We start from the raw sequence: 25,745 nt of genomic DNA on the forward strand, positions 1-25,745 counted from the left end.
TATGATGCTTCATAATCCGGAAGAATGTTTTTAAATTTGTTAGTTGTTGTGTGATTTCTGCCAGGATTTTATAGTATAAAAAGAAATTAAAGCAGATAGTCCTGAATAAATAGGATATCTGTTATATATAAAAATATTAAGTTTGTTTTCATAGCTTGGAAAGGCACCCTGCTTTGTAGGGTGTTTTTTTATTTTAGCCCCTTCGGTTTAGCCTTCCGCTGCACCTATTATACTTCCGGAAAAGGTCCTGCGCAAACAAGGCTTTCTAATTTCAGGGATAACATCAAAAGAGCTGGCCGAGGACTTGTGCCCGGCCAGCTCTTTTGATGAAGTAGTGTCCTTTGCTTAAAGTAAGTATTACCGGGCAGGAAATCCTTATTTGTGGATAAGCCAGGTAGCGGGGTTCAGGTTGTTGCTGTTTTTCCAGATCTGGAACTGCAGCGCCGTAGTGCCATCCGGGTCGGTGTACACCGTTCCGATCACATCTTTCAGCTTTATCGTTTGCCCGGGTGTTACGCTCACCGTCTTTAGCTTGGCATATACGGTAAAGTAATCGCCGTGCTGCACCATCACAATGTTGTTCATGCCCGGCACGCTAGCTACTGTCAGCACTTTGCCTTCAAAAATAGCGCGGGCAGTGGCCCCCTGGGTGGTCTGGATATCAATGCCCCGGTTCTCAACTACCACACCTTTTAACACAGGGTGGTTGTGGCGCCCGAATGCCTGCGAGATAAAGCCCCGCTCTACCGGCCACGACAAATGCCCTTTGTTGCCGGCAAAAGAAGACGAGATAAGCGCCGTTTCAGGGGTTAGGGTTACTTTACCGGCGCTGTTGCTGGAGGCGTTGCCTGCCGCGCGGGCGGCACGGGCAGCCCGCGCAATTTCTTCGCGCACGATATCGGCGATGAGGTTGTCCAGCTTTTTAACGGCCTGCTGGCGCGCTGCCACTTCCTGTTTCAAGCTTTGTTCCTGTTTGCTGAGGCGCGAGATCACGCTGTCCTGCTGCGATTTGAGACTTTGCAGGTTCTTGTTCTCGACCAATTGCTTGTTAAGGAGGCGTTCTTTCTGGTTTTTCTGAGACTCCAGCAGGTTAAGCTGCTCGGAGAGCACCGTCTGTACTTTATTGATCTGGGCTACCTGTTTCTGGCGTGCTTCGGAGTATTGCTGCAGGTAGCGCAGGCGCATTACCAGCTGGTTAAAAGACTCGGAGGCGAACACGAACATGAGCTTGTTGTAGCTGTTGGCTGATTTGGAGGCAGCGTATACCATGGCGGCATACTCTTTCTTTAGCTGCTCCAGATCCGTTTGCAGCGCGCCTATCATGCCCTCTTTTTCCTGCACATCCGACTGGATGTAATGGATTTCTTTGGAGATGTTGGTGATAACGCCTTTCTGGACCGTTATTTTCTCCTGGATGGCATTCAGCTGGCCAATAGAAGCTTCCTTCTGCACCTTGGTTTGCTGCAGAATGCGGTTTGCTTCTTTAATACGGTTAAGGTTTTCCTTCTTCTCTTTCTGCAGTTGTGCTTTCGATTTCTGCTTCTGAGCCTGGGTGGCCAGCGGCAAAAGCAGCAGCAGTAAGAAAAAGGCTACACTGTAAAGGGCCTTCATCAAAACGTCTGGGTCTTCTTCTCTAAGTGTACAAATATGGGAAAACTATAAGTGAAGAACCAACGGCCTCCGGGATTTAATTCATCCCGTGCCGTTTATAATCGCCCGGAATGCTAAAGGGAAAGGAAAGGGCCTCGTCTGTAACCGTTACTTTGGTGTGGTTGAGGGTATAAAAAGACGTTTCGCCCTGTTGCAGTACTTGCGCGGCCAGCCCATAAGCAAACGGCACGCTGCCCAGCTCCCGGAAGCTGTCATACTTCACGGTAATGGTGTTGCCGGTGTTGGTATCCTGCACGTTCAGTTGCTGAAGTTTGCTGTTCTGGCGGCCGATAAAGTAATCGAAAAGCAAGTTCTCGCGCATTTGCTGCACATGTTGCTGGTCCTGGGCAGTCATTACTTTCTCTGTGCCCTGGGGTTGGTAATTACCCAGCAGCAGCGCCTGCAATACCTCAAAGTTCATGTCTACCAGAAACCTGTTGCGCAGGTATGCATAGTCGGTCGCGATGTATTCTTTTTTCAGGCGGTTCATCACAAAGACCGAGTCTTGGGTCAGCATCAGGCGGGCGGCCTCAATGCCCAGCCCCGGCTGCACCGACACCCAGATCACGCTGTCTTTTTTGATGCGCAGCGAAATGCCCGACGAGAGCTTCTCGTTCTTGTCGTCCAGGCTGATCTGGCTTTTGGCCGTCAGGTAATTAAAATCAAGGTTGCTGACGGTGACGTTTCCGACAGTTTCAGTGGTCGTGGCGGCCGTAGTGGGCACAGCTTCTTTCTTGCATCCTGCCAGCAACAGCACTGCCAGCAGGCAGCTCAAAAGGCGGTTACTCATAGAGTTTCTTCTCTTTTATTTTTTTGTCGATATACGCCGAGGCTTCGCCCTTCAACTTGGCTTTCTGCCATTGGCTCACAGCCTCCTCTTTCATGCCCAGCTTGTAGAGCACGTCCCCGTAATGTTCTACCATGGTAGCTTCGGGCGAGATAGCAACGGCCTGCTCCAGGTATTTACGCGCCTCGGTGTAGTTGCCCATTTTGTAGAGCACCCAGGCATAGGTGTCCAGGTAGGTAGGGTTATTGGGGAATTTGGTGATGAGGCGCTCTGCCATGGTTTTGGCCTTGGGAAGGTTCTCGTTGCGCAGCGACAGGAAATAGCTATAGTTGTTGAGTACATGCTCGTTGTCGGCATCCTGCGCTAGCACGGCTTCGTAGGCTTCGTCCGATTTGGGGTAGTTTTTCAGGGAGTTATAACTGTCGCCCAGCTGCATGTTAAACTGCATCACCAGCTCGGCCTCGCCGTTCGACAGCGTTTTGCCCCGCTCCAGCGCTTTTACAGCCCGGTCATAGTGCTTTTCAATCAGCTGGCCGGTACCGTTATAGAACCAGAAAACGGCTTGGTTCGGGAACAGCTCCAGGGCCTGCTCCGAATGCGCTACCAGCGAATCGGACTGCCCCAGCTCCGCATCCAGCAGCACGATCTGCTGCCATATTTTAAAGTGGGAGTTGTCGCGCTTTACCGCCTGCAGGTAATTGTTGCGGGCCACTTCTTTTTTGCCCACAATGGTTTGCAGGTCGCCGGCCACCGCGTAGGCTTTTGCTTCCTCAGGGTGTGTTTGTATCGTCAGGTCGGCTAACTGCAGCGAAATGTCTTCCAGATCCGGGTTGGGCAGCTGCCGGATAAAGTCCACCAGAATGCGCACTTTGGTATCGATGTCGAGCTCGGGGCTGGCAAAAGCGATCTTTACCTGTTTTGCCGACTCCGGCAGGTTGCCTTTTTGCCGGCTCAGGTCCGAGAGCATCAGGTGCGCAAAGGGGTTATTGGGTTCCAGGCGCAGGGCCTTGTTGATGGTTTCAATTGCCTGGTCAGGGCGTTGGGTGGCATTGTAGAGTTCGGCCTGTGCCAGGAAATAACGCACTTCGGTCGGGTTGGCTGCCAGCAGTTTTTCGCCTTCGGCAATGGCTTTGTCCGTGTTCTTCTGGCGCAGGTATATCTGCTGGCGGCTTACCAGCAGCTGCTCCAGCGGCCCGAATTGCTTTTCGATGCGCTCATATGTTTTCAGGGCATCGTCGTAGCGGGACTGCGATAAGTACAGGTCGGCCAGGTTAAAGAGGTATTCTTCCGAGTTAGGGACATTCTTGAGCAGGTCGTTGTAGGCCTGCGCCGCTTCGGTGTATTGTTTTTGCTCAGTCTGCGCCTGGGCCAGCAGCAGGTAATAATAGGCGTTCTTCTTATCCTGCGCGATGGCGGCCTGAGCAAAAGGTACGGCCGCTTTGGCATCTTTCAACATCAGGTAGGTTTCCCCGATCTTGTAGTTAAGGGCCGCGTTGTGGGGTGTTATGGTATAGGCTTTCTGAAAAAGCTGGAGGGCTTGTTGGTAGTCCTCCAGCATATAATATTTCAGGCCGTCCAGAAACAGGGCCTCGCTTATCTGCTTGTCGTGCTCCGAAGGCGCAGGGGCCGGGGGCACTAGAACGGCAGCTTCCCGGGCCGCTTTGGCTTTCTTTCTGGAAGTCTGCGCCACGCCGGGACCCGCCGCCACTATAGCCAGGCAGCAGGATGCGAGAACAATGTTTCTGAATCTGGTCATGTCATCTTAGTCAATAAAGGTATTGTAGTCGCCCAGGCTCAGATCAGAAGGGCGGCCTTCGAACACAACAAAATTGCCCAGCATTGAGTTTGTTACGTTGCTGTTTTTTACGGTGGTGTTTTCCTGGATAATCGAATTGCTTACCACCGAGTTTTCGATCGTGGTGTTGTCGCCGATCGAAACGTGCGGGCCTACCACTGCATTGCTGATGCGGGCATTCTCTCCGATAAATACAGGCGGTACGATCACGGCATTCTCCAGTCGGGCAGAGGCTGCTACCAGGCCTTCCTCATCCTTTATATACTCTAAATAGCGCTGATTAGTATACACGGTTGCGTTTTTATTTCCGCAGTCGAGCCACTCGGTAATAACGGCCGGAATAAAGGTAGTGCCTTTGTTTTTCATGTTCTCCAGCGCGTTGGTCAGCTGGAACTCGCCTTTGTCCTTGATGTCGTTGTCGAGCAGGTACTGCAGCTCGCGGCGCAGGTACTCGCCGTCGCGGAAATAGTAGATGCCGATAATGGCCAGGTCCGATACAAACTCTACGGGCTTCTCCACAAAATCCGTGATCTCGTTCTGCTCGTTTAATTTGATCACGCCAAAGGGACGCGGGTCTTCCACGCGCTGCACCCAGATGGTGCCGTCGGCGTTGGTGTCGAGGTGGAAGTCGGCTTTAAAGAGCGTGTCGGCAAAAGCCACCACTACTTTGCCTGTCAGCGACTCCTGGGCGCAAAGGATGGCGTGCGCCGTGCCCAGTGCTTCTTCCTGGTAAAAAATGCTGCCCTTGGCGCCTACCGACTCGGCAATGCTTTTTAGGTCCTGCTCCACCTGCTCGCCAAAATGGCCGATGATGAAGGCCACTTCCTCAATAGGCTCCTGGCATACTTTGGCAATGTCTTCTACCAGGCGCTGCACAATGGGCTTGCCGGCAATCGGGATAAGGGGCTTGGGAACAGTTAATGTGTGGGGGCGCATGCGCTTGCCCATTCCTGCCATCGGTACGATAATCCTCATAGCTGTTGATTTGGTTTTTAAGTGTGAACCTGCCGGTTGCTGTGGCAGCGGACAGGTATAAATAAATAGTATATCAGGTATAATTACGTGCTGGCAACGCCGCGATGCCGGGCATGCGCAGGGTGGTGGCCAGCTACCTTTATACACAAAGGCCGTTGGGGCTTACGGGATAAACGCCCAAAGGATAGGTAAAGTTGAATATTTATTTAATGCCGGTGCTGCCATAGCCGCCTGCGCCCCGCTCGGTATTTGATAGTTCTTCGGTTTGCTGCCATACTACCCGGCTATACTTAGCTACCACCATCTGGGCAATGCGCTCTCCGTCTTCCACCACAAAGCCCTGGTCCGATAAGTTAACGAGCAGCACTTTTATCTCGCCGCGGTAATCGGCATCAATCGTGCCGGGGCTGTTTACGATCGAAATACCATGTTTGAAAGCAAGGCCGCTTCTGGGGCGGATCTGGGCTTCGTAGCCTGCAGGCAGTTCGATAAACAGACCGGTTGCAATGAGGGCGCGCTGCAAGGGTTTTAACGTGACAGGGGCATCCAGGTTAGCACGCAGGTCCATGCCGGCAGCGTGCAAGGTTTGGTACGAAGGCAGCTCATGTTTGGATCGGTTGATTACAGCAACGGGTAGAGCGGAGTTGGTCATGGGTGAAGGATAGATTAGAAGTGAAGGAAACGGGGCCGCTCACGCAGCCATACTACGGCCAGAAAGCCCAGGCTCAGGGCCATGTGAAAAGCATGGCGCAGCCAGAAATCGGCGATGGGCACATTCAGCGCCAGCCAGGCCATTGCTACGGCAAACAGAATGTAGCCGCAGATGGTTTTGACCGGGTAAGGTATGGGATAGTGTTTGTTGCCCAGCACGTAACTTACTAGCGCCATGCTGAAATAGCAGATAAAGGTGGCAATGGCAGAGCCCATATACCCCAGCACCGGTATGAGCAGCAGGTTGAAAATAATGGTAACGGCAGCGCCGCCAAAGCTGATGTAGGTGCCATATTTTGTCTTATCCGTTAGCTTAAACCAGATGGACAGGTTATAGTATACGCCCAAAAACAGGTTAGCCAGCAACAGCACCGGCACAACCATAATGCCCTCGCGGTAAGCGGCACTGCGCAGCAAAAGGGCAAAATCCTCCAGGTTGGCCGTAATGAACAGGAAAATAAAGGCACACGCAATCACAAACCACTTCATCACAAAGGCAAAGGTTTTGGGCGAGTCCCGGTCTTCGGCCTGCGAAAAGAAGAAAGGCTCGGCCGCGTAACGGAAGGCCTGAATCGTGAGCGACATAAAGATGGAGAGCTTGTAGCAGGCGCTGTATACCCCAATTGCTGCCAGGTTGCTCATGTTCGGGTAAAAACTTTCAGGGAGCCAGCTTTCAAGCAAGATGCGGTCTATGAGCTCATTTACCATGCCAGCCAGGCCCATGAACAGGAGGGGATAAGCATATCCCCACATCGGCTGTAGCACCTCTCTACTCAGGTTAAATTTAAAGTTGCGCAACTCACGCCACAGCATTGGTATAAGAAGGGCGTTTGCAACTAGGTTAATTAGGAAAATATAGCCGATGCCAAAGTCAGGATTGTAGATACCTGTTATAATTGGGCGTAGTTCATGCAGGTATTTGCCTTGATAAATATCTCGGCAAAAAATGAGGAAGAAAACATTGCCTCCTACATTAAGTGCAATGTTTATGATCTTTATAGAGGCAAATTTAATGGCTTTATTTTCTAGGCGAAGCTTTGCGAAGGGAATAGCTACTACAGCATCTATGGCTAATAGTATGGCCAGCCATATTATATACATCTGCCTAGCCGGCTCTCCGATATGGTCAGCAATTGGACCTGAAGCAAGTATAATTGCACCTGATAAAAGCACGCTGCTGCTCAGGATCAAGCTTAAAGTTTGATTGTAGAGCTGTTGCTTGTTTTCGCCTGCCTTACTGGCAAACCGGAAATAGGCTGTCTCCATGCCGTAGGTATACAGCACGTTAAAGAAGCCCATAAAAGCATACAGATAAGACACCACTCCGTACTCTTCCCGAAGGAATACGGCGGTGTAGAGGGGAACGAGCAGGTAATTAAGGGCTCTGCCAACAATACTGCTTAGCCCATAGGCAGCCGTTTGCCCAACCAGTTTCTTGGCTATACTCATAGGGTGCGTCTCAGGGTCGGGGAATGCAAAATAAGGTTATAGGCCTTTAAAGACAGCCCGGCGCTTTTCCAGAAAGGCATTGGTGCCTTCCACAAAATCTTCGGAAGTGCAGCAGCGGGCAAACGAGTTCGCCTCGGTCTGGAAGCCGTTTTCGTCTTTGTCATACACGGCGTTTACGCACTCGATCACCAGACCAATAGCAAGCGGCGCCTTGCCCATGATCTTTTCGAGCAGCTCCTGGCATTTGGCCATCAGCTGCTCCTGGGGCACCACGTAATTAACCAGTCCAAGTTGGCGGGCTTCTTCGGCGGACACCATGTCGGCGGTCATCAGCAGTTCCATGGCCTTGCTTTTGCCAATCAGCTGCGTCAGGCGCTGGGTGCCACCATAACCCGGGATCAATCCTAAATTTACTTCGGGCTGGCCGAAACGGGCGTTTTCGCTGGCAACACGGATGTGGCAGGCCATGGCCAGCTCGCAACCGCCGCCCAGGGCAAAGCCGTTTACAGCCGCAACAATGGGCTTGTTACAGCGCTCGATCATGCTGAACACTTCCTGGCCCCGCTCGGCAAAGCTGCGGGCATTTACTTCGCTCAGTTCGGCTATCTCCGAGATGTCGGCACCGGCTACAAAGGCCTTCTGGCCGGCGCCTGTAAACACAGCCCCTTTCACGTTTACATCGTCGTATACTTGCTGCACGGCATTTTTAATTTCCCTGATAGTATCTATATTAAGGGCATTAAGCTTATCCGCTCTGTTGATAGTGATAGTTAAAATGCCGTTGTTCAGGTCAAGCAGCAGGTTTTCGTATGGAGCCATAGGTTGAGTTGCAACGCAGGTTAAAATCTGTTTTTCAGGCGCAAAGATAATGATTTTGTTAACTCCTGATACAGCTAATTGGCAGCAGGGCCGTAGCAGGGGGTGAGCAGGTAACAGGCAAAGGTGGCGCCCAACGGTTAATTATACTTTTACGTAAGCTGCTGTTTTAGCTTCCCCGCTACCGGCTTTTTGCAGTAATTCCAGGCGCCTTTTACTTGCAGCCTATTGCGGATGGAGCGAACTGTAAGCGAAAGGGAAATGCTGCCGCCACCGAAAATTGTTTACACAACACCTCGATACTTTAACTACTTTAACACCCTATACTTTTACATGAATAGCGTTTTACGAACGATCGTTTTTGTTTTTATCTTTTTATTTGGAAGCACCGCCAGGAGCTGGGCGCAGATCACCGTACCGGCCGACACCCTCCAAGCTGACACTGTGAATATTTGGGATTTCGGAGGCGTGGGCACCCTTAACTTTAGCCAGGTAAGTTTGAGCAACTGGGCAGCAGGCGGGCAGAACGCGTTATCGGTATTGGGCATTGCCAACCTGTATGCCAACTATAAGCAGGGCAAAAATACCTGGAACAACGCACTGGATATCACCTACGGCACGGTAAAGCTGCAGAACCAGCAGGTGCGCAAAAGCGATGATAAGATGGAGCTCAATCTCAAGTATGGCCATAATGCCTCGGAGCGCTGGTACTATACGGTGCAGATGAATCTTAAAACACAACTTACGCCCACCTCCACCGTAACCCGCGATACGCTGATCTCCGACTTTTTGTCGCCGGCTTTTGTGCTGGCCTCCTTGGGGATGGACTACAAGCCCAACGACAAGCTTTCCGTATTTATTTCGCCGGTAACGGGCAAGTTTACGTTTGTTAAAAGCCAAGTGCTGGCCGATAAAGGCGCTTTTGGCGTGCAGGGAGCCCGTCAGGATATGTTGGGAGACCCTGTGCCCGGCACCGGCAAGCACCTGCGTAAAGAGTTTGGCGGCTACGTGAATGTGCGCTACAAAGAAGAGATTGTACAGAACGTGACCCTGCAGTCGAAGCTGGACCTGTTTACCAATTACCTCAACGACCTCAAAAACGTGGATGTGAACTGGGAGAATATGGTCAACTTCAAGGTAAATAAATTTATTGCCGCCAGCTTGTTTGTGCACCTCATCTACGACGATGATGTGAACGTAGCCGTTGACCGGAACAAGGACGGGCAGGCGGACGGCAGCGGTCCGCGCCTGCAACTGAAAGAAACGCTGGGTATCGGGCTATCCTACAAATTTGAATAGCCGAACTTTTATTGTATATAGTCTTGTTAAAAACGATGTAAGTATAATTTAGGCGCTGCTTTGCGTTATATAGTTGTTGTAATCTGCTAGATATGAAGAAATTCCTGTTTTCGATGCTCGTGTTGGGAGGCATCCTGGCTTTTTCCGATGCCCGTGCCCAGACCCAGGGCAGTACTTCCGCGTCATCGTCTTCTAAGGACGAGTATTGGGGAACCTCCCGTACCGAAGAGAAGGGCGCCACGACGGATGCCGTGGGCAAGCGCTCCGCAGGATTGGATGAACGCTGGAATGCCTATGAAACGGGCAAACAAAGCCGGTTTACCAAAGAGCGGATCAAGCATAGTGCCAAAATGAAGGCTATCCTGAAACAGGAAAAAGAGATGCAGCGCAAGCACAAGCGGGATAAGAAAATGCTGAAGCGCAACCGGGCAAGACACTAATCCGGAGCACCCTTTAAACAAATATAAGCAAACAGGCTGTTGTACAAACACCCTGTTTGCTTATATTTGTTTAAAGGAACAGGGCCGCTGTTCCTTGCCCTGCCGCAAGTATGGGCACATTTTGTCCTGGAATTACACCGCCTGCCCCGCCTTTGCTGTGTCGTGCTCTCCGCAACCGAACGCCATACAGCCACCTGTGCGCGTGTAAACAGGCAACTTATAGGTTGAAATAAAGTATCAGAACAAGCCGATAAGAAACAAAAAGGCACCGTAAAGGGCCTGTGTGGATGCCTCCGGAAATGTTAGTTTTTTCAGTCTGGCCAATTTTATACTTTATACTACCACCTATTTAAACAACTCCGATCACCCTATGGAAAACAATGCTGCAGCCGTACCTGTCAATACAGGCAAGAATTACGATTCGGAGTTTTGCGGAAGTATACCCCTTAACTTAGTGAACCAGATCCAGCCGCACGGCCTGCTGCTGGTGCTCGACAAGCAGCTGCGCCTGGTGCAGGTAAGCGAGAATGCAACAGACTACTTTGCAGTGCCGCTGGAAGAATTGCTCGACCAACCCCTTGCTGCGTTTGTGCTTGCCCGGCAGTTCCAGGAAATGGAAGCGAAGATCGAAAGCAAAAGCCGCTACGATAAGATTCCGATGAGCCTTACCCTGGCTGTGGGCGGCAAGGAGTTTGCCTGCACAGCCCTCATCCATACCAAAGAAGAATACGTGCTGCTAGAGCTCGAAGAAGATACCAAGCCGAGTGCCGAGAAATCTTTTACCGGGCTCTACCAGCAGATAAAATATATCACCTCGCTGCTCAAGCAGGCCGATACCCTGGCAGACGTGGGCCAGATTGCCGCCGACGAGATCAAAAAGATAACAGGCCTGGATCGGGTGCTGGTTTACCGGTTTGACCCGCAGTGGAACGGCAGTGTGATAGCCCAGGCCAAAGAGGCTGACATGGATGATTACATGGGCCTGCGTTTCCCGGCATCCGATGTGCCCCGGCAAGCGAGGGAATTATACTTCAAAAATCCTTTCCGCCTTATTCCGACGCGCGTTTATACGCCCGTCCGGCTGCTGCCCATCGTAAACCCGCTCACACAACGCTTCACCGACCTGGCTGATTGCAACCTGCGCAGCGTGGCAGGCGTGCATTTGGAGTACCTGGCCAACCTAGGCGTGATGGCGTCTATGTCGCTGCCCCTGATCATTGATGACAAGTTGTGGGGGCTGATTTCCTGCCACCACAAGGCGCCTTTCTACCCAAGCTATGAGCTTCGTTCCGCTTTAGAACTGTTAACGGGTATTGTCTCTGCCCAGGTAGCATCAAAAGAGCGGGAGCGCGGCATTCTGTACCAGGCCAGGCTCAAAGGCATGCACGCCCAGTTGCTCGAAAGGCTCTATTCCGGCACCGACCTGGCGGATGGGCTTTTAAATGGCGCAACCAATGTGGCGGAGCTGCTTGGCTTAACCGGCGTGGCCATTAGCTATGATGGCGAGCTACAGACCAGCGGGCAGGTGCCCGACAGGCAAAGTATAAAAGAGCTCACCTTCTGGCTGCGCCATAACCAGGGAAGCGAAGTTTTTGCGACCGATAACCTGGCCAAACATTACCGCCAAAGCCTGGTTTATAAAGATATTGCGAGCGGCCTGATCTCCCTGCCGATCAACCCGGACCAGGGCGAATACCTGCTGGGCTTCCGTGCCGAGGTGCTGCAAACCGTTAGCTGGGGAGGAAACCCCGACAAGGCAATCCAAATAGAGCCGGATGGCAAAACGTACCATCCCCGCAACTCTTTTGCCAGCTACCAGGAAGTTGTGAAAAATACCTCGCTGCCTTGGTATGCCGAAGAAATGGACGCGGCAAAAGCGTTGCGCAATGCTGTGTTGGAGAAGATCTTAAGAGACCGCTATTAAGGGGAAGCCCCCTGTTATCTACTTTGCTCATTTCAATACCCGTTACTTGTTTTGTCAATGCCCGGTACAACATTAGAGGAGAAAGATCAGTCTAACATAACGCTCCGAACAGATCATTACCTAATAGGAATTGGTGCCTCCGCAGGCGGGCTGGAAGCCATTCATAAGCTTTTCGATCATTTCCCGAATAACTCGAGTTTTTCTTTCGTCATTATACAGCACCTCTCGCCCGACCACAAAAGTCTGATGGCCGAGTTGCTTTCCAAGCACACCCGCATGCAGGTGCAGGAAGCGGAAGATAACATGCACACCCGCCCCAACTGTGTGTATGTGCTGCCCAGCGGAAAACAGCTGACCCTGGAGCACGGGCGCCTGCGCCTGACTGAGAAAGCGCGTAACCGGGAGCCCAACTTCGCCATCGACGTGTTCTTCGAATCGATGGCCAGAGATCTTGGCCCTTATGCAATCGGAGTGGTGTTATCAGGTACCGGAACAGACGGCACAAAAGGAGCCAAAGCTATTAAAAAGGCAGGCGGCATGGTGGTGGTGCAGGACCCAACCTCTGCTAAATTCGATGGTATGCCCCGCAGCGCTATCCAGGCTGGTTGCGCGGATTACGTTCTCTCGCCGGCTCTGATGCCGGGCGAGATCATCACCTATACTCAAAAGATTCCCCTGGTCAAATCACTGATCGAGCGGGAGGCCGAAGGGGACGAGGAGGAGATCCTGCAGGAGGTGCTGGACCTGGTTTGTACCCATACGCAGACCGATTTTAGAAACTACAAGCAGGGCACCATTTACCGGCGCATCCGCAAGCGCATGGATCACCTCACGATCAAGTCGATGCAGGGTTACCTGACCTATATGCATGAACATCCGGCGGAGATCAAACTGCTCTGCCAGGAGTTCCTGATTGGCGTTACCCAGTTCTTCCGCGACCCGGAAGCCTTCAGCATGCTTGAGCACGAGGTTATCCCCAAGATCATTGCGGCAAAGCCCGAAGATGAATTTATTAAGATCTGGGTCACAGCCTGTAGCACCGGCGAGGAAGTATACTCTGTTGCCATGCTTTTCAGGGAAGCTTTTCAGAGACTGGGGCGTGAGCCGCTTATCAAAATATTTGCAACCGATATCGACCAGCGGGCTATCACCCAGGCTTCTAAAGGAAGTTATCCGCTCTCTATTGCTAAAAATATAACACCCGAGCGGCTGCAGCACTTCTTCTACCAGCAGGGCAGCCGCTACATTGTGAACGAGGAGATCCGGAAGCTGGTGATCTTTGCGCAACATGATCTACAGAAAGATCCTCCTTTTGGGCGGATAGACCTGATCAGCTGCCGCAATATGCTGATCTATCTCAATCCGGTGCTTCAGAAAAAGGTGCTCGGCCTCTTTTCTTTTGCCCTTAACCTGCACGGCTACCTATTGCTGGGCCCCAGTGAGCAGATCGGGGAGATAGGGGCTATTTTCTCGGAGGAGAATCGCAAATGGAAGCTGTTTAAGAAGATAAAGGAAAGTCGGGGCTTGCAGCAAAGCTATGGGGTAACCGACTATTCACCTGTGTCGGCGCCTGATACGCAACTGAGCGCCAGGATCACGCAACAGGCCCGCTATAACGAATCCTTTATGGATGCTATGGCCGAAGACTTTAAAATAACCGGCCTGTATATTGATGAAAATTACCAGCTGCTGCACGGAATCGGCGATATCAGCCGTTTTCTGAAGTTCCCGAGCAAGCGCCTGCATTTCAACCTGCTCAAAATGGTGCCCGAGGAACTGGCCATTGTGCTAAGTGTAGGCATCCGCAAAGCCCTGAAGCAGAACCAACGGGTGGTGGGCCGCCAGGTAGTGGTGAAACTGGGCAGAAAGGAATCCCTGGTGCAGGTCTCCATCAAAGCCATTGAAGCGGACAAGAACCAGCCCCGGGTCATTCTGATCCTTTTGCAGGAACATGCCCCGACAGGGCCGAAAGTGAAACAGGCTGAACCGGGCGCAGTGGTGGATGCTGATTTATACCAGCAGCTCACGGCTATGGAGGCCGAGCTGAAAGAGGCCCGTGAAGGACTGCAGCTCACGGTTCAGGACCTGAGTGCCGCGAACGAGGAACTGCAGTCTAGTAACGAAGAGCTGATGTCCTCCAACGAGGAGCTGCAAAGTTCCAATGAGGAGATGCAGTCGCTGAATGAAGAGCTGCATACCGTTAATACCGAGCACCAGCTGAAGATAAAAGAGCTGCAGGAGCTGAACGAGGACCTGGATAACTACATTCGGAGCTCCAACATCGGGCAGCTTTTTGTGGATCATAACCTGGTAATCCGCAAGTTCACCCCTGCTACCAGCGAGATCATCAACATCATCCCAAGCGATATCGGAAGGCCGATTCACCACCTGTCTCATAACCTGAAATACACAAACCTGACCCAGGACATACAGCAGGTCAATAATACGTCGGTGGAGGTGGAGAAAGAGATCGAGACCAAGGGGGAGAAGTTCTTCCTGATGCGCATAATCCCCTACCTGAAGCATGATGGCAACAAGGACGGCGTGGTGCTGAGCTTTGTGGATGTAACCAACATGAAAGTGTTGAGCAACATTGTGCAGGGTGTTTTAAACAGTTCGCTGAGCAGCATCATGGCGTTCCAGGCCGTCCGGAATGAAAATCACGAGATTGTAGACTTTGCCTGGAACCTGCTAAACCGCAAGGCGGAGGAAATGATCGGGAAACACTTTGCCGAGCTAGCAGGCAACAGTGTGCTGGCTACATTGCCTTACCTGAAAAAGAGCGGCCTGTTTAAAAAGTATGCTAGCGTAGTGGAAACCGGAAAGCCGCTGCACATCCAGCAGCAGCTTACGCTACTGGAGCACAAAGCCTGGTACGAGATCGTGGCCGTGAAAATGGGCGATGGCGTAACAGTGACCCTGGCCGATATTACCGAGAAGAAGAACAGCGAAGAAAAGGTTTTACTCGCTTACGAGGAAGTTAAAAAAGCAGAGGAAAGCCTTATCAGGCTCAACAATGAGCTGGAGAACCGGGTAGCAGAACGCACCCAGGCACTGGCAGCCAGCGAAGAACGCTTCCGGCTGGTATCGATGGCTACCAATGATGTGGTCTGGGACTGGAACATCGTTACAAATAAACTTTGGTGGAGCGACAGCCTTGCCACCGTACTGGGCTTTGAACCGAGTAATATCGAAAGCGGGGCAAAGGGGTGGTTTGACAAGATCCACCCTGACGATAAGGACCGGATTGTGAAAGGTATAAACCAGGCCATTAATTTCGGCAAAGAGCAATGGTCGGACGAGTACCGGATTGCCCGCTCCGATGGCTCTTATGCCTATGTGTCGAACAGGGCACATATTCTGCACAACGAGTATCAAACGCCTTACCGCGTACTGGGCTCTTTTATTGATCTGTCGGACCTGAAATTAACCCAGGAACGGCTGCAATCGGCGAATGAGCATTTGCTGAAAGTGAACGAAGACCTGGATACGTTTGTGTATACTGCCTCGCACGACCTGAAGGCGCCTATTGCCAATATCGAAGGGCTGATGCTGCTGCTGGAAGATCAGATCAAGGAGTCGGGACCGCTGGAAGGCGAACCGACAGAGCCCCTGTTTGTGATGCTGAAAGATTCGATCAGCCGCTTCCAGAAAGTGATCAAGGACCTGACCGACATTGCCAAGGTACAACGCGATGTGGACGGCGAGGCGGAACAGGTGGAAATGCAGGAGATAGTGGACGAGGTGCTGACTAATTTGGAAGGGCTGCTTTCCGAAAAGAACGCCCAGCTGCAGATCGATTTCAAGGCTGCTCCTGCAATTAATTTCTCACGGAAAAACCTCTACAGCATCCTTTACAACATGATCAGCAATGCGGTGAAGTATAGCGATGAGGAGCGCACGCCGGTAATTCAGCTGAAAACAGAAGAAACAGGGCCTTACGTTTGCCTTTCGGTAACGGACAACGGTTCAGGCATCAGCAGTGATAACCTCTCCAAAGTGTTTACCCTCTTCAAGCGCTTCCATGCGCATGTAGAAGGCACCGGCATGGGACTTTATATTGTGAAGCGCATGATCGATAATGCCGGAGGCAAAATTGAGGTAGAAAGCTGCGAAGGCCAGGGAACCACGTTCAAGCTATACTTTAAAATTTAATTACTGAAAATGAATTCTGCCGCTACCCTTTAGCCGGATAGCAGCAATTACCCAATTGATAGAAAGATGTTTATCGCTTTAAGTACATTCACCATTGCAAACGGATTAGTAGCAGAAGTAAGGGAAGCCTTTGTGAACAGGCCCCACATGGTAGATAATGCCCCCGGCTTTGTGCGGATGGAAGTTTTGTCGCCGCAGGAAAACCCGAATGAGATATGGCTCATGACCTTCTGGGAAGACCAGCCCAGTTTTCAGGTATGGTATAAAAGCCACCAGTACCAGGATGCGCACAAAGGCATACCCGCCGGCCTGCGCCTGGTGCCCGGCAGCACCAAGGTGCAGTACTTCGATGGCTTTGCCAAGTAGGACACAAGTATAAACCGGCAGAAATTCTGCCCGCCTTCCCGGCTTGGACCTGATCATTTTAAAAACAAAAACCCCGGCTACTTTCGCAGCCGGGGTTTTTGTTTTTACTTCTGTTTATACTTACAAAGTACGTTTTACTTCTTTCTCTACGTAGGCTTCGATGATATCGCCTTCCTGGATCTCGTTGTATCCCCTCAGACTAATACCGCACTCGTAACCTTGTCTCACTTCGGACACATCGTCTTTGAAACGCTTCAGCGCCAGGATCTCGCCGTCGTGCACCACAATGCCGTCGCGCACCAGGCGTACTTTGGCGTTACGCTGTATGGTGCCGTCTGTTACCATACAACCGGCAATGGTACCTACTTTGGTGATGCGGAATACGTTACGTACTTCGGCGTTACCTGTAATTTCCTCTTTCAGCGTTGGAGCCAGCATACCTTCCATGGCATCCTTCACCTCGTTTATCGCATCGTAGATGATCGAGTATAGGCGCACATCAATTTGCTCCTGCTCGGCCAGCTTACGTGCATTGGCCGAAGGACGCACCTGGAAGCCAATGATGATCGCATCGGAGGCAGAGGCTAGCAGCACATCGGATTCTGAGATGGCACCTACGCCTTTACCGATAATGTTTACCTGCACCTCGCTGGTCGAAAGCTTCAGCAACGAATCGGAAAGGGCTTCTACCGAGCCATCCACGTCGCCGCGTACAATCACGTTGAGTTCCTTGAACGATCCGATAGCCAGACGGCGACCGATCTCATCCAGTGTAATATGCTTACGGGTACGCAGGTTCTGCTCGCGTTGTACCTGTGTGCGGTTAGAAGCTATTTCACGGGCCTCACGCTCCGACTCCATTACCAGGAACTTGTCGCCGGCTTGCGGCGCGCCATCCAAACCGAGTAATTGCACAGGCGTAGATGGGCCGGCCTCTTTCATTTTCTTGCCGCGGTGGTCGGTCATGGCTTTTACACGGCCATAGTGCGAACCCGCCAGTACAATATCACCGATATGCAGCGTGCCGGTTTGTACCAGCATCGTGGCTACGTAACCACGGCCTTTGTCGAGCGAGGCTTCGATCACGGTACCAACGGCATTTCTGTTCTTGTTGGCTTTCAGCTCCAGTAATTCGGCTTCCAGCAATACTTTCTCTAACAGGTCAGGTACACCCTGGCCGGTTTTGGCCGATACTTCCTGGGCCTGGTATTTACCACCCCATTCTTCTACCAGAATGTTCATTTGGGCCAGCTCTTCCCGAACTTTATCCGGGTTGGCACCTGGCTTGTCAATTTTATTCAGGGCAATGATGATCGGTGCCCCGGCTGCTTGCGCGTGGTTGATGGCTTCTTTCGTCTGCGGCATCACCGAGTCGTCAGCTGCTACCACGATAATAACCACGTCCGTTACTTTGGCACCACGGGCACGCATCGCTGTAAAGGCTTCGTGACCAGGTGTGTCCAGGAACGTAACCGCACGGCCGCTTTCCGTTTTTACTTTGTAAGCGCCGATGTGCTGGGTGATACCACCTGCTTCGCCGGCTGTTACATTGGCGTTACGGATATAATCGAGCAGGGAGGTTTTACCGTGGTCTACGTGGCCCATGATGGTCACGATAGGCGCGCGTTCTTCCAGGTCCTCCTCGTTCTCCTCGCCGATATCTTCCAGGGCCTGCTCATCTTCAGAGGTGATGAACTCGACGTTATAGCCAAACTCATCGGCAATGATGGTGATAGCCTCGGCATCCAGGCGCTGGTTGATCGAAACGAACATGCCCAGCTGCATACATACCTTGATCACTTCGTTCACGCTCACATCCATCAGCGACGAAAGGTCGTTGGCCGATACGAATTCGGTTACACGCAGTGTCTTAGACTCTGCCTGCTCTGCCATACGGCGTTCTTCGGTCGCATCTGCAATAGCCGAGCGTTTTTCACGGCGGTACTTGGCGCGGTTGCCACCACCACCTTTGCCACCGCTCAGTTTCGCCAGCGTTGCTTTGATCTGCTCCTGGATCTGCTTATCTGTTACTTCAGCCTTATCTGCACGGGCTGGCACCGTATCACGGCGTCCTTTGCCCGGAGCACCTGGTCCTCCCGGGCCTCCTGCCGGTTTGCCACCGCCACGCTGTTCGCGCTGCACCATTGGGCGGATAGGGCGGTTATTGCCCTGGCCGGGTGCTGCCGGTGCCTGACCCTGCTGGCCGGGCTGTGCTTGTCCTGGCTGGCCACCTTCTGTGGCCACCATAATGCGCTTGCGCTTTTTCTTTTTGCCTTTCTTCTCGTCGGAAGATGCTACCGGCTTGGAACCTTTTCTACGGGACTCTACTGGCAATTCTATTTTGCCTAGCACCGTAAGGCCTTTCAGCTGATCGGCTTTTGCTGTAATTGTTTCTATTGGTTGATTTTCTTTATCTGCAGGTGCTTCGGCTACAGGTTGTGCCGGAGCTGCAGGAGTTGGTGCCGGGGCCGGTTGTACAGGTGCCTCGGGCTGCTTTTCAGCAGGCTTCTCGGCAGCAGCCGGTTGCGACGGCGCTTCTGCCTGAGGCGTAGCTGGTTCTTCTTTTTGTGGTGCCGGGGCTACTTCTGGTGCCTGCGCAACAGGTTTGGTCTCGGCTACTACCGGTTGTTGTGTTTCTTTTGGCGCAGGTGCAGCTACCGCTGGCTGCTGGGCAACCGGAGCTGGCGCTGGGGCAGGAGCCTCGGCCTTGGGCTCTGTTCTTTTCGGAACAGGGCGCCCTTTGGCATCCAGCTCTATTTTGCCCAGTACCTTAATACCCGGCAGCCGGGCTTCTTCCACAGCCGGGGCTGCAGGCTGCGGCGCTGCTGGGGCCGGAACTTCCGGAGCTTTGGGCTGCGGAGCTTCTGCTTTGGGCTGATGCACCGTTTTGATCAGGATCTCCTGCTCCGGTTCTGCGGGCTTTTTCACCTCGTGGTGAAGCGGGGCCTCCGACTCGATAACCTGGTTGCTTTGCGGTTTCTTGCCGATGTTTAATTCTTCGGCCTCTATTTTGTCTTTCAGAGAGGACGCGAATTCTTTCGCCAGCATATTGAACTGATCTGCCGTGATTTTGGTGGTCGGTTTGTTTTCCACGTCAAAACCTTTAGCAGACAGGTAATCCACAATGGTGGAAGTACCAATGTTTAAAGTAGTCGCAACCTGTTTAAGCCTCCTTGTTGTTTCTTCTGCCATGTTCTAATATGCTGTCTCTTTTTTTATTCTTAATTACTTGTAATGGTAACCCATTGCAAGGGCTGCGCCGTTCATATTTTTCTCAAAATTACAGCAACAGCAGCCAACTCACAACTATTGGTTATCTTCTTCTTCCTCTAACTCTTCGCGGAGCACAGAGAGCACATCATCAATGGTTTCCTCTTCCAACTCGGTGCGGCGCAGCAGGTCTTCTTTGCTTACGGCCAGCACGCTCTTGGCAGTATCGAGGCCAATGCGGTGAAGCTCCTCAATTACCCATCCTTCTATTTCGTCTGAGAACTCATCCAGGTTGATATCCTCTTCAAACGTTTCTGACTCACGGAATACGTCGATCTCCAGGCCAACCAAACGGCTGGCAAGTTTGATGTTCTGGCCGCCTTTGCCAATAGCCAACGACACCTGGTCCGGCTTCAGGAACACCGATACGCGACCGGATTCCTCGTCAATTTTCATGCTGCTGATCTTTGCCGGGCTAAGGGCACGCTGGATGTATAGCTCCAGGTTGTCGGTGTAGTTGATCACGTCGATGTTCTCGTTCTCCAGCTCGCGCACGATGCTGTGGATACGCGAACCTTTCATGCCCACGCAGGCACCTACCGGGTCGATCCGGTCGTCGAACGACTCTACGGCTACCTTGGCACGCTCGCCGGGCTCGCGCACGATCTTCTTGATAGCGATCAGGCCGTCAAAGATCTCGGGCACTTCGTTTTCGAACAAGCGCTCCAGAAAAGCCGGCGATGTACGGGAAAGTATGATCTTAGGGTTTCCGTTCACAATTTCCACGCGCTGTACCACGGCACGCACCTGGTCGCCTTTGCGGTAGCGGTCTTTCGGGATCTGCTCGCCTTTAGGGATAAGCAGTTCGTTCTCTTCCTGGTCGAGCAGCAGCACTTCGCGGTTCCATACCTGGTATACTTCCCCGGAGATGATCTCGCCCACCTGGTCTTTATACTTCTGGAACAGCAGTTCCTTTTCCATGTCTTTGATGCGCTGGATCAGCGTCTGGCGGGCTGTGAGCACGGCGCGGCGGCCGAAGTCTTCCAGCTGTATTTCCTCCGACACCTCTTCACCTACTTCAAAATCAGGCTCGATCTTACGGGCATCCGTCAGGCTGATTTTATCATAATCCCAGATGTCCTCAGAGTTGTCGTCCACGATTTCGCGGTTACGCCAGATCTCCAGGTCACCCTTCTCCACGTTCAGGATGATGTCAAAGTTCTCGTCGGTACCCCACTTTTTACGGATCATGGTACGGAATACATCCTCCAGAATGCGCATCATCGTAGGGCGGTCTATGTTCTTGAATTTCGCAAATTCCGCGAACGACTCGATCAGGACTGAACTGTTCATTAGTTTATCATTTAAAAGATATTACCACATTTGCTTTTACAATCTCCCCGAAAGGTATTTGCACAGGCACATACGTTGCCTTTTTGCCTTTTTGTTTTGTTTCTTCCAGTAAACCGATGCCGTTTTCCGTCACATCCTCCAGTTTGCCGGTTTTCTCGGTGCCGTCCTGCAGTTTTACTTTCAGGCTGCGGCCCACGTTGCGCTGGTACTGCTTGGGCTGGGTAAGCGGAAAATCCACCCCCGGCGAGCTTACCTCCAGCACATAGCTCACTTCTTCGCCAAAGGTCTCCTCGATCCTTTTGTTGATGCGGCGGCTGATGGTTGCGCACTGGTCAATGGTAATGCCTTGTTCGCCATCGGCCAGCACCGTGATCTTGGGCCGCACCGGCGTGTCAGACACGGCCACATCCACAACAAACAGGTCCTCTTGCGGAAGACTGGCTTCCGCGGCCTCTTTTATGAATTTTGCAGTTATTGCCATAGCTAACGGTTAAGAAATAAAGAAGGGGACTTCGTGTCCCCTCAACTCTCCTTGGAAATATAGCCACAAATTTACGATAAAAACATCATATACACAATAGTGTTCGTTTGAGGCGTATATTTTAATTCTGTAACAGAACTATATTCCAGCAAAATCCGGGGCAGGGCCATTGCACGTTGCGCAATAACCAGTGGAGGGTTTGTTCGGTAATAACACGCCGCAGTGCGTTAAAGTTCGCGCGTTTACTGCCCCTGCAGCCTGCAGGCAAGATATTATACCCTGGCATGAGATAGATAGACGCTTTCTTTGTAAGTTTGCTACAATGGCGGAAACGTTTAAGAAAATAAGACGGCGGATATGGCTCATTTTCAACATCGTGGTGGTGTTGTGGGTGCTGGCGGGCGTGCTATGCCTGCAGGTGCCGCCTTACAAGTTCTGGCCCGCCGGTTTTGTAGCCTTTTCGCTGCCCGGTGCCCTTGTCTTAAATTTCCTGTTTCTGCTGTACTGGGCGCTGCGCCGCTCCTGGGTAGTAGTGCTGCCGCTGGCGGTGCTGGTGCTGGGCCACAATTATTACAGCCGGCTGGTGGCTTTCCGGGTTGGGGAGAAAACAGCGCCCGCAGGTGCCAAAACGCTGCAGGTGCTTTCTTACAACACGCATATTTTTAATGCTTATTTAGGCACCCCAAAGAGCCAGCAGACCACCGCCGGCGAAATGATCGACTGGATTGCCACCCACCCGGCCGATGTGTACTGCCTGCAGGAGTTTTACAGCAAGCGCCATTCCAATGTATACAACACCATCAGCAAAATAGGCGTGCGCTACGACAAGTATAGGTTCTTTTCTGTAGCCAACATAGACCGCGAAAAGGGCGATATCGGCATTGTGATCTTTTCCAGGTACCCTATAGTTAAAAGGGGCGTGATCAACTTCGAGATGGCCAGTGCCAACCGCGTAATCTGGGCAGATATAGATGTGAAAGGTGACACGGTGCGCATCTACGCGGCTCACCTGCAGTCGATGAGCATCAAGTCGGAAGATATCGAAAACACGTATTATGCCATTGGCGACGAGGCAAGCTTTAAGAAAGAAGGGCGCAACGTAGCGCGCCGGTTGCGGAAAGGGTTCATAGCCCGGGGCCACCAGATCGAGACGCTGCTGGCGCATGTGGCCGAGTCGCCGTACCCGGTTATTGTTTGCGGCGATTTTAACGATATCCCTTTCAGTTATACTTACAACCAGATGGCCAAGCTGCTGGAGAATGCTTTTGTGGAGGCGGGCAGCGGGGTGGGAGCGACCTACAACGGGCCCATACCGTTTCTGCGCATCGACAACCAGTTTTACAGCCCCAGCCTGCAGGCTTACGAGTATAAAACACATTATGAGATGGGCCTTTCAGACCACTTTCCGGTATCGGTTAAGTATGTGCTGCACCCCGACACCGTACCGGCCCGTTAGGAGATAGCAGACAATATGTATAATTTTGGCCCGAATACAGCCAGGCACCGGTTGCCGGCTACACTACTACAACAAAACGCAGCCGTATAAGACCCTCGGAGCTTATGCGCTTACCCATACCATGCAACAAAAACTGAATCTCTACAACACACTTACACGCAAAAAGGAAGAATTTGAACCCCTGCACGCCCCCTTTGTGGGCATGTATGTCTGCGGACCTACCGTGTATGGCGAACCGCACCTGGGCCATGCCCGCAGTGCCGTTACCTTCGATGTGCTTTACCGCTACCTCAAATACCTGGGGTATACCGTACGCTACGTGCGCAACGTAACGGATGTAGGCCATCTGGAAAATGACGCCGACGAAGGAGAGGATAAAATTCAGAAAAGAGCGAAGCTCGAGCACCTGGAGCCCATGGAGGTGGTGCAGCACTACACCAATATTTACCACGAGGAACTGCGCAAGCTCAACGTGCTGCCGCCCGATATTGAGCCCCGCGCCTCTGGCCACATCATCGAGCAGATCGAGATGATCCAGGAGATCCTGAAGAACGGCCTGGCCTACGAGGTAAACGGCTCGGTATACTTTGATGTGCCGGCTTACAACAAGGGGCATCATTATGGCAAGCTCTCGGGCCGCAACATAGACGATTTGCTCAGCAACACCCGCGCCACCGAAGGGCAGGAAGAAAAGCGTTCGCCGCTGGACTTCGCGCTCTGGAAAAAGGCCTCGCCACAGCACATCATGCGCTGGCCTTCGCCCTGGAGCGAGGGCTTTCCGGGGTGGCACCTGGAGTGCTCGGCCATGAGCCGCAAGTACTTAGGCATAACCTTTGATATACATGGCGGTGGGCTGGACCTGATGTTTCCGCACCACGAGTGCGAGATAGCGCAGAGCCAGGCCAGCGACAGCCACACGGATGCTGCCAAATACTGGGTGCACAACAACATGATCACGGTGAATGGCCAAAAGATGGGCAAGTCGCTGGGGAACTTTATCAACCTGAGCGAGCTGTTTAGTGGCAACCACGCCATGCTGGAGGAAAAATACTCTCCCATGACGATCCGCTTTTTCATCTTGCAGGCCCACTACCGTAGCACCCTGGACTTTAGCAACGAAGCCCTGCAGGCGGCGCGCAAAGGCTATACCAAGCTGATGAACGGCCTGCGGGTGCTGGCCAAACTGAGCACCGCCGTGGAAGACGCAGGCACGCCGGATGCCCAACTGAACGAAGAGCTGCTTAAGCTGAGCGAAGACTGCTTCCGGGGCATGAACGATGACCTGAATACTGCGCGCACGATTGCCGCGTTATTTAACCTGCTCAAGAAGATCAACAGCCTTTACCTGGGGCAGCTTCCGATGGCAGCGATAACCAGGGGCACCTTCGACACGATCCGCAGCACTTATACCCAGCTGGTACTGGATGTGCTGGGCCTGCAGGAGGAGCCTTCGGGCGATGTAGAGGAGATGCTGGAGCTGGTGCTGGGCTTTTACAAAGAAGCAAAAGAAACCAAAGCCTACGACAAAGTGGACCACATCCGGGCTGAGCTGAAGAAACAGGGGATCGTAATTAAAGATTTGAAAACAGGAATTGACTGGGCTTATGAAGAATAATATGATAGCGCTGGTGCTGTTGCTCGCTGGTTCGCTGGCCATGTATAGCTGCGACTCTGCCACCAACGGCGGCAGCCAGCAGGTGGCCAGCACCGAAGAAGCCAAGCCGGCGGTAAAAGCGCCGGCTTTTAATGCCGACTCCGCTTATAAGTTTGTGGCCAAGCAGGTGGCTTTCGGGCCGCGCGTGCCCAACACACCGGCGGCACAGCAAACGGGCGACTGGATCATCAGCAAGCTAAAGGAATATGGAGCCGAGGTAAAGGTTCAGAGCTTTCAGATGCGCGCTTTTGACGGCAAAATGCTTAACCTGCGCAACATCATCGCCTCTTATAACCCGCAGACGGCCAACCGCGTGCTGCTGGCTGCCCACTGGGATACGCGCCCTTTTGCCGACAAGGACAGCAGCAACCAGGATAAACCCATTGACGGGGCCAACGACGGCGGCAGCGGCGTTGGCGTACTGCTGGAAATGGCCCGCACTATACACACCGCGCAGCAGAAACCTGCAGTAGGCGTGGATATGATCTTTTTTGACGGCGAGGATTATGGCCAGCCCGATAACAGCGGCATACCCTATAAGGAAGATACCTGGTGCCTGGGCGCGCAATACTGGAGCAAAAACAAACACGTGCCCAACTATAAAGCCAACTACGGCATCCTGCTGGACATGGTCGGCGCTGAGAACGCCAAGTTTGCCCGCGAAGGTACTTCGATGCAACATGCCAAAGGGATTGTGGACAAAGTATGGAAAGCGGCTAATCACATCGGCTACTCCGACTACTTTAAGTATGAGAATGCTCCCGCCATTACCGACGACCATTCTTATGTGAACAACTGGGCCAATATTCGCATGATCGACGTGATCGAATATAACATGGGCGCCCCCGACGGCGATTATTTTGGCCCTTACCATCACCGCCATACCGACAACATGGACGTGATCAGCCCCCGGACGCTGAAAGCCGTGGGCCAGACCATGCTGCATGTAGTGTATAACGAGTAAGTTATACTTCAAAGCACTTCATAAAAAAAGGTCACCACGCGGTGCCCTTTTTTTATGCTTAACACGATTTTATTTTGCACTTACTAGCTTATCCTGGCCCATCTGTTCGATGGTTACTTTTGCGATATTCTGCGAGGTTTTCTGAAAGTCATTCTCCACTTGCTGCCTGATCACTATGTTATGCGACATAGATACAGTGATCATGTTGCTGTATTGCTTGGTAGCTGCTTGGGGCTCTTCCAAGCACCTGTTAGTTGCGC

At 52.2% G+C, this 25,745-nt stretch carries 18 protein-coding genes; 8 read left to right on the forward strand and 10 right to left on the reverse strand.

Annotated elements, in window-relative coordinates:
- Positions 1–375: 375 nt before the first annotated feature.
- From LWL52_RS00130 to LWL52_RS00160, 7 genes are all read right to left on the reverse strand, one after another.
- Positions 376–1,611, reverse strand: a complete 1,236-nt coding sequence (locus LWL52_RS00130) for a murein hydrolase activator EnvC family protein (protein ID WP_242920611.1) — start codon at positions 1,609–1,611, stop codon at positions 376–378.
- A 76-nt stretch (positions 1,612–1,687) separates the two neighbouring features.
- Positions 1,688–2,440 carry a lipoprotein insertase outer membrane protein LolB1 gene (lolB1, locus tag LWL52_RS00135; RefSeq protein WP_242916096.1) on the reverse strand — a complete coding sequence of 251 codons (753 nt, stop codon included), beginning with the start codon at positions 2,438–2,440 and terminating at the stop codon, positions 1,688–1,690.
- The gene (locus tag LWL52_RS00140; RefSeq protein ID WP_242916097.1) at positions 2,433–4,193 is read right to left on the reverse strand and encodes a tetratricopeptide repeat protein; all 1,761 of its coding nucleotides are present in this window, start codon (positions 4,191–4,193) and stop codon (positions 2,433–2,435) included. The genes lolB1 and LWL52_RS00140 overlap by 8 nt, the downstream gene beginning before the upstream one ends.
- A 6-nt stretch (positions 4,194–4,199) precedes the next feature.
- Complete coding sequence (locus LWL52_RS00145; protein WP_242916098.1) at positions 4,200–5,207, reverse strand: sugar phosphate nucleotidyltransferase; 1,008 nt, start codon at positions 5,205–5,207, stop codon at positions 4,200–4,202.
- 202 nt (positions 5,208–5,409) lie between these two features.
- Positions 5,410–5,859, reverse strand: a complete 450-nt coding sequence (gene dut / locus LWL52_RS00150; protein ID WP_242916099.1) for a dUTP diphosphatase — start codon at positions 5,857–5,859, stop codon at positions 5,410–5,412.
- A 14-nt stretch (positions 5,860–5,873) separates the two neighbouring features.
- Entirely contained in the window at positions 5,874–7,367 is a 1,494-nt protein-coding gene (locus LWL52_RS00155) for a lipopolysaccharide biosynthesis protein (protein ID WP_242916100.1), read from the reverse strand.
- Between the two features lie 36 nt (positions 7,368–7,403).
- Positions 7,404–8,186, reverse strand: a complete 783-nt coding sequence (locus LWL52_RS00160; RefSeq protein WP_242916101.1) for an enoyl-CoA hydratase/isomerase family protein — start codon at positions 8,184–8,186, stop codon at positions 7,404–7,406.
- Between the two features lie 330 nt (positions 8,187–8,516).
- Here LWL52_RS00160 and LWL52_RS00165 point away from each other — a divergent pair, with 330 nt between their 5' ends.
- The 5 genes from LWL52_RS00165 (at position 8,517) to LWL52_RS00185 (ending at position 16,367) form a co-directional block, all read left to right on the forward strand.
- The gene (locus tag LWL52_RS00165) at positions 8,517–9,482 is read left to right on the forward strand and encodes a DUF3078 domain-containing protein (RefSeq protein WP_242916102.1); all 966 of its coding nucleotides are present in this window, start codon (positions 8,517–8,519) and stop codon (positions 9,480–9,482) included.
- Between the two features lie 92 nt (positions 9,483–9,574).
- Positions 9,575–9,922: a hypothetical protein gene (locus LWL52_RS00170; protein ID WP_242916103.1), complete on the forward strand. Its 348-nt coding sequence runs from the start codon at positions 9,575–9,577 to the stop codon at positions 9,920–9,922.
- 370 nt (positions 9,923–10,292) lie between these two features.
- A complete protein-coding gene (locus LWL52_RS00175; RefSeq protein WP_242916104.1) occupies positions 10,293–11,846 on the forward strand; it encodes a GAF domain-containing protein in 1,554 nt (517 codons plus the stop codon).
- Positions 11,847–11,903: 57 nt separating this feature from the next.
- Positions 11,904–16,001 (forward strand): chemotaxis protein CheB, encoded by a 4,098-nt coding sequence (locus tag LWL52_RS00180; RefSeq protein WP_242916105.1) that lies wholly within the window; start codon positions 11,904–11,906, stop codon positions 15,999–16,001.
- Positions 16,002–16,067: 66 nt separating this feature from the next.
- Entirely contained in the window at positions 16,068–16,367 is a 300-nt protein-coding gene (locus LWL52_RS00185) for an antibiotic biosynthesis monooxygenase family protein (RefSeq protein ID WP_242916106.1), read from the forward strand.
- A 120-nt stretch (positions 16,368–16,487) separates the two neighbouring features.
- On the opposite strand, the gene infB is transcribed toward LWL52_RS00185, so the two are convergent.
- The 3 genes from infB to rimP all read right to left on the reverse strand — a co-directional run bounded on the left by infB (position 16,488) and on the right by rimP (position 21,411).
- Entirely contained in the window at positions 16,488–19,559 is a 3,072-nt protein-coding gene (infB, locus tag LWL52_RS00190) for a translation initiation factor IF-2 (protein WP_242916107.1), read from the reverse strand.
- A gap of 114 nt (positions 19,560–19,673) precedes the next feature.
- Positions 19,674–20,930: a transcription termination factor NusA gene (gene nusA, locus LWL52_RS00195; RefSeq protein WP_242916108.1), complete on the reverse strand. Its 1,257-nt coding sequence runs from the start codon at positions 20,928–20,930 to the stop codon at positions 19,674–19,676.
- 7 nt (positions 20,931–20,937) lie between these two features.
- Positions 20,938–21,411 (reverse strand): ribosome maturation factor RimP, encoded by a 474-nt coding sequence (gene rimP, locus LWL52_RS00200; protein WP_242916109.1) that lies wholly within the window; start codon positions 21,409–21,411, stop codon positions 20,938–20,940.
- 322 nt (positions 21,412–21,733) lie between these two features.
- Here rimP and LWL52_RS00205 point away from each other — a divergent pair, with 322 nt between their 5' ends.
- The 3 genes from LWL52_RS00205 (at position 21,734) to LWL52_RS00215 (ending at position 25,485) form a co-directional block, all read left to right on the forward strand.
- Complete coding sequence (locus tag LWL52_RS00205; protein WP_242916110.1) at positions 21,734–22,867, forward strand: endonuclease/exonuclease/phosphatase family protein; 1,134 nt, start codon at positions 21,734–21,736, stop codon at positions 22,865–22,867.
- 121 nt (positions 22,868–22,988) lie between these two features.
- Positions 22,989–24,482 carry a cysteine--tRNA ligase gene (cysS, locus tag LWL52_RS00210; RefSeq protein WP_242916111.1) on the forward strand — a complete coding sequence of 498 codons (1,494 nt, stop codon included), beginning with the start codon at positions 22,989–22,991 and terminating at the stop codon, positions 24,480–24,482.
- Complete coding sequence (locus LWL52_RS00215) at positions 24,472–25,485, forward strand: M28 family peptidase (protein ID WP_242916112.1); 1,014 nt, start codon at positions 24,472–24,474, stop codon at positions 25,483–25,485. The genes cysS and LWL52_RS00215 overlap by 11 nt, the downstream gene beginning before the upstream one ends.
- Positions 25,486–25,745 lie beyond the last annotated feature (260 nt).

Source organism: Pontibacter liquoris (genome assembly GCF_022758235.1).
In the GTDB taxonomy this organism is placed as follows: Bacteria; Bacteroidota; Bacteroidia; order Cytophagales; family Hymenobacteraceae; genus Pontibacter; species Pontibacter liquoris.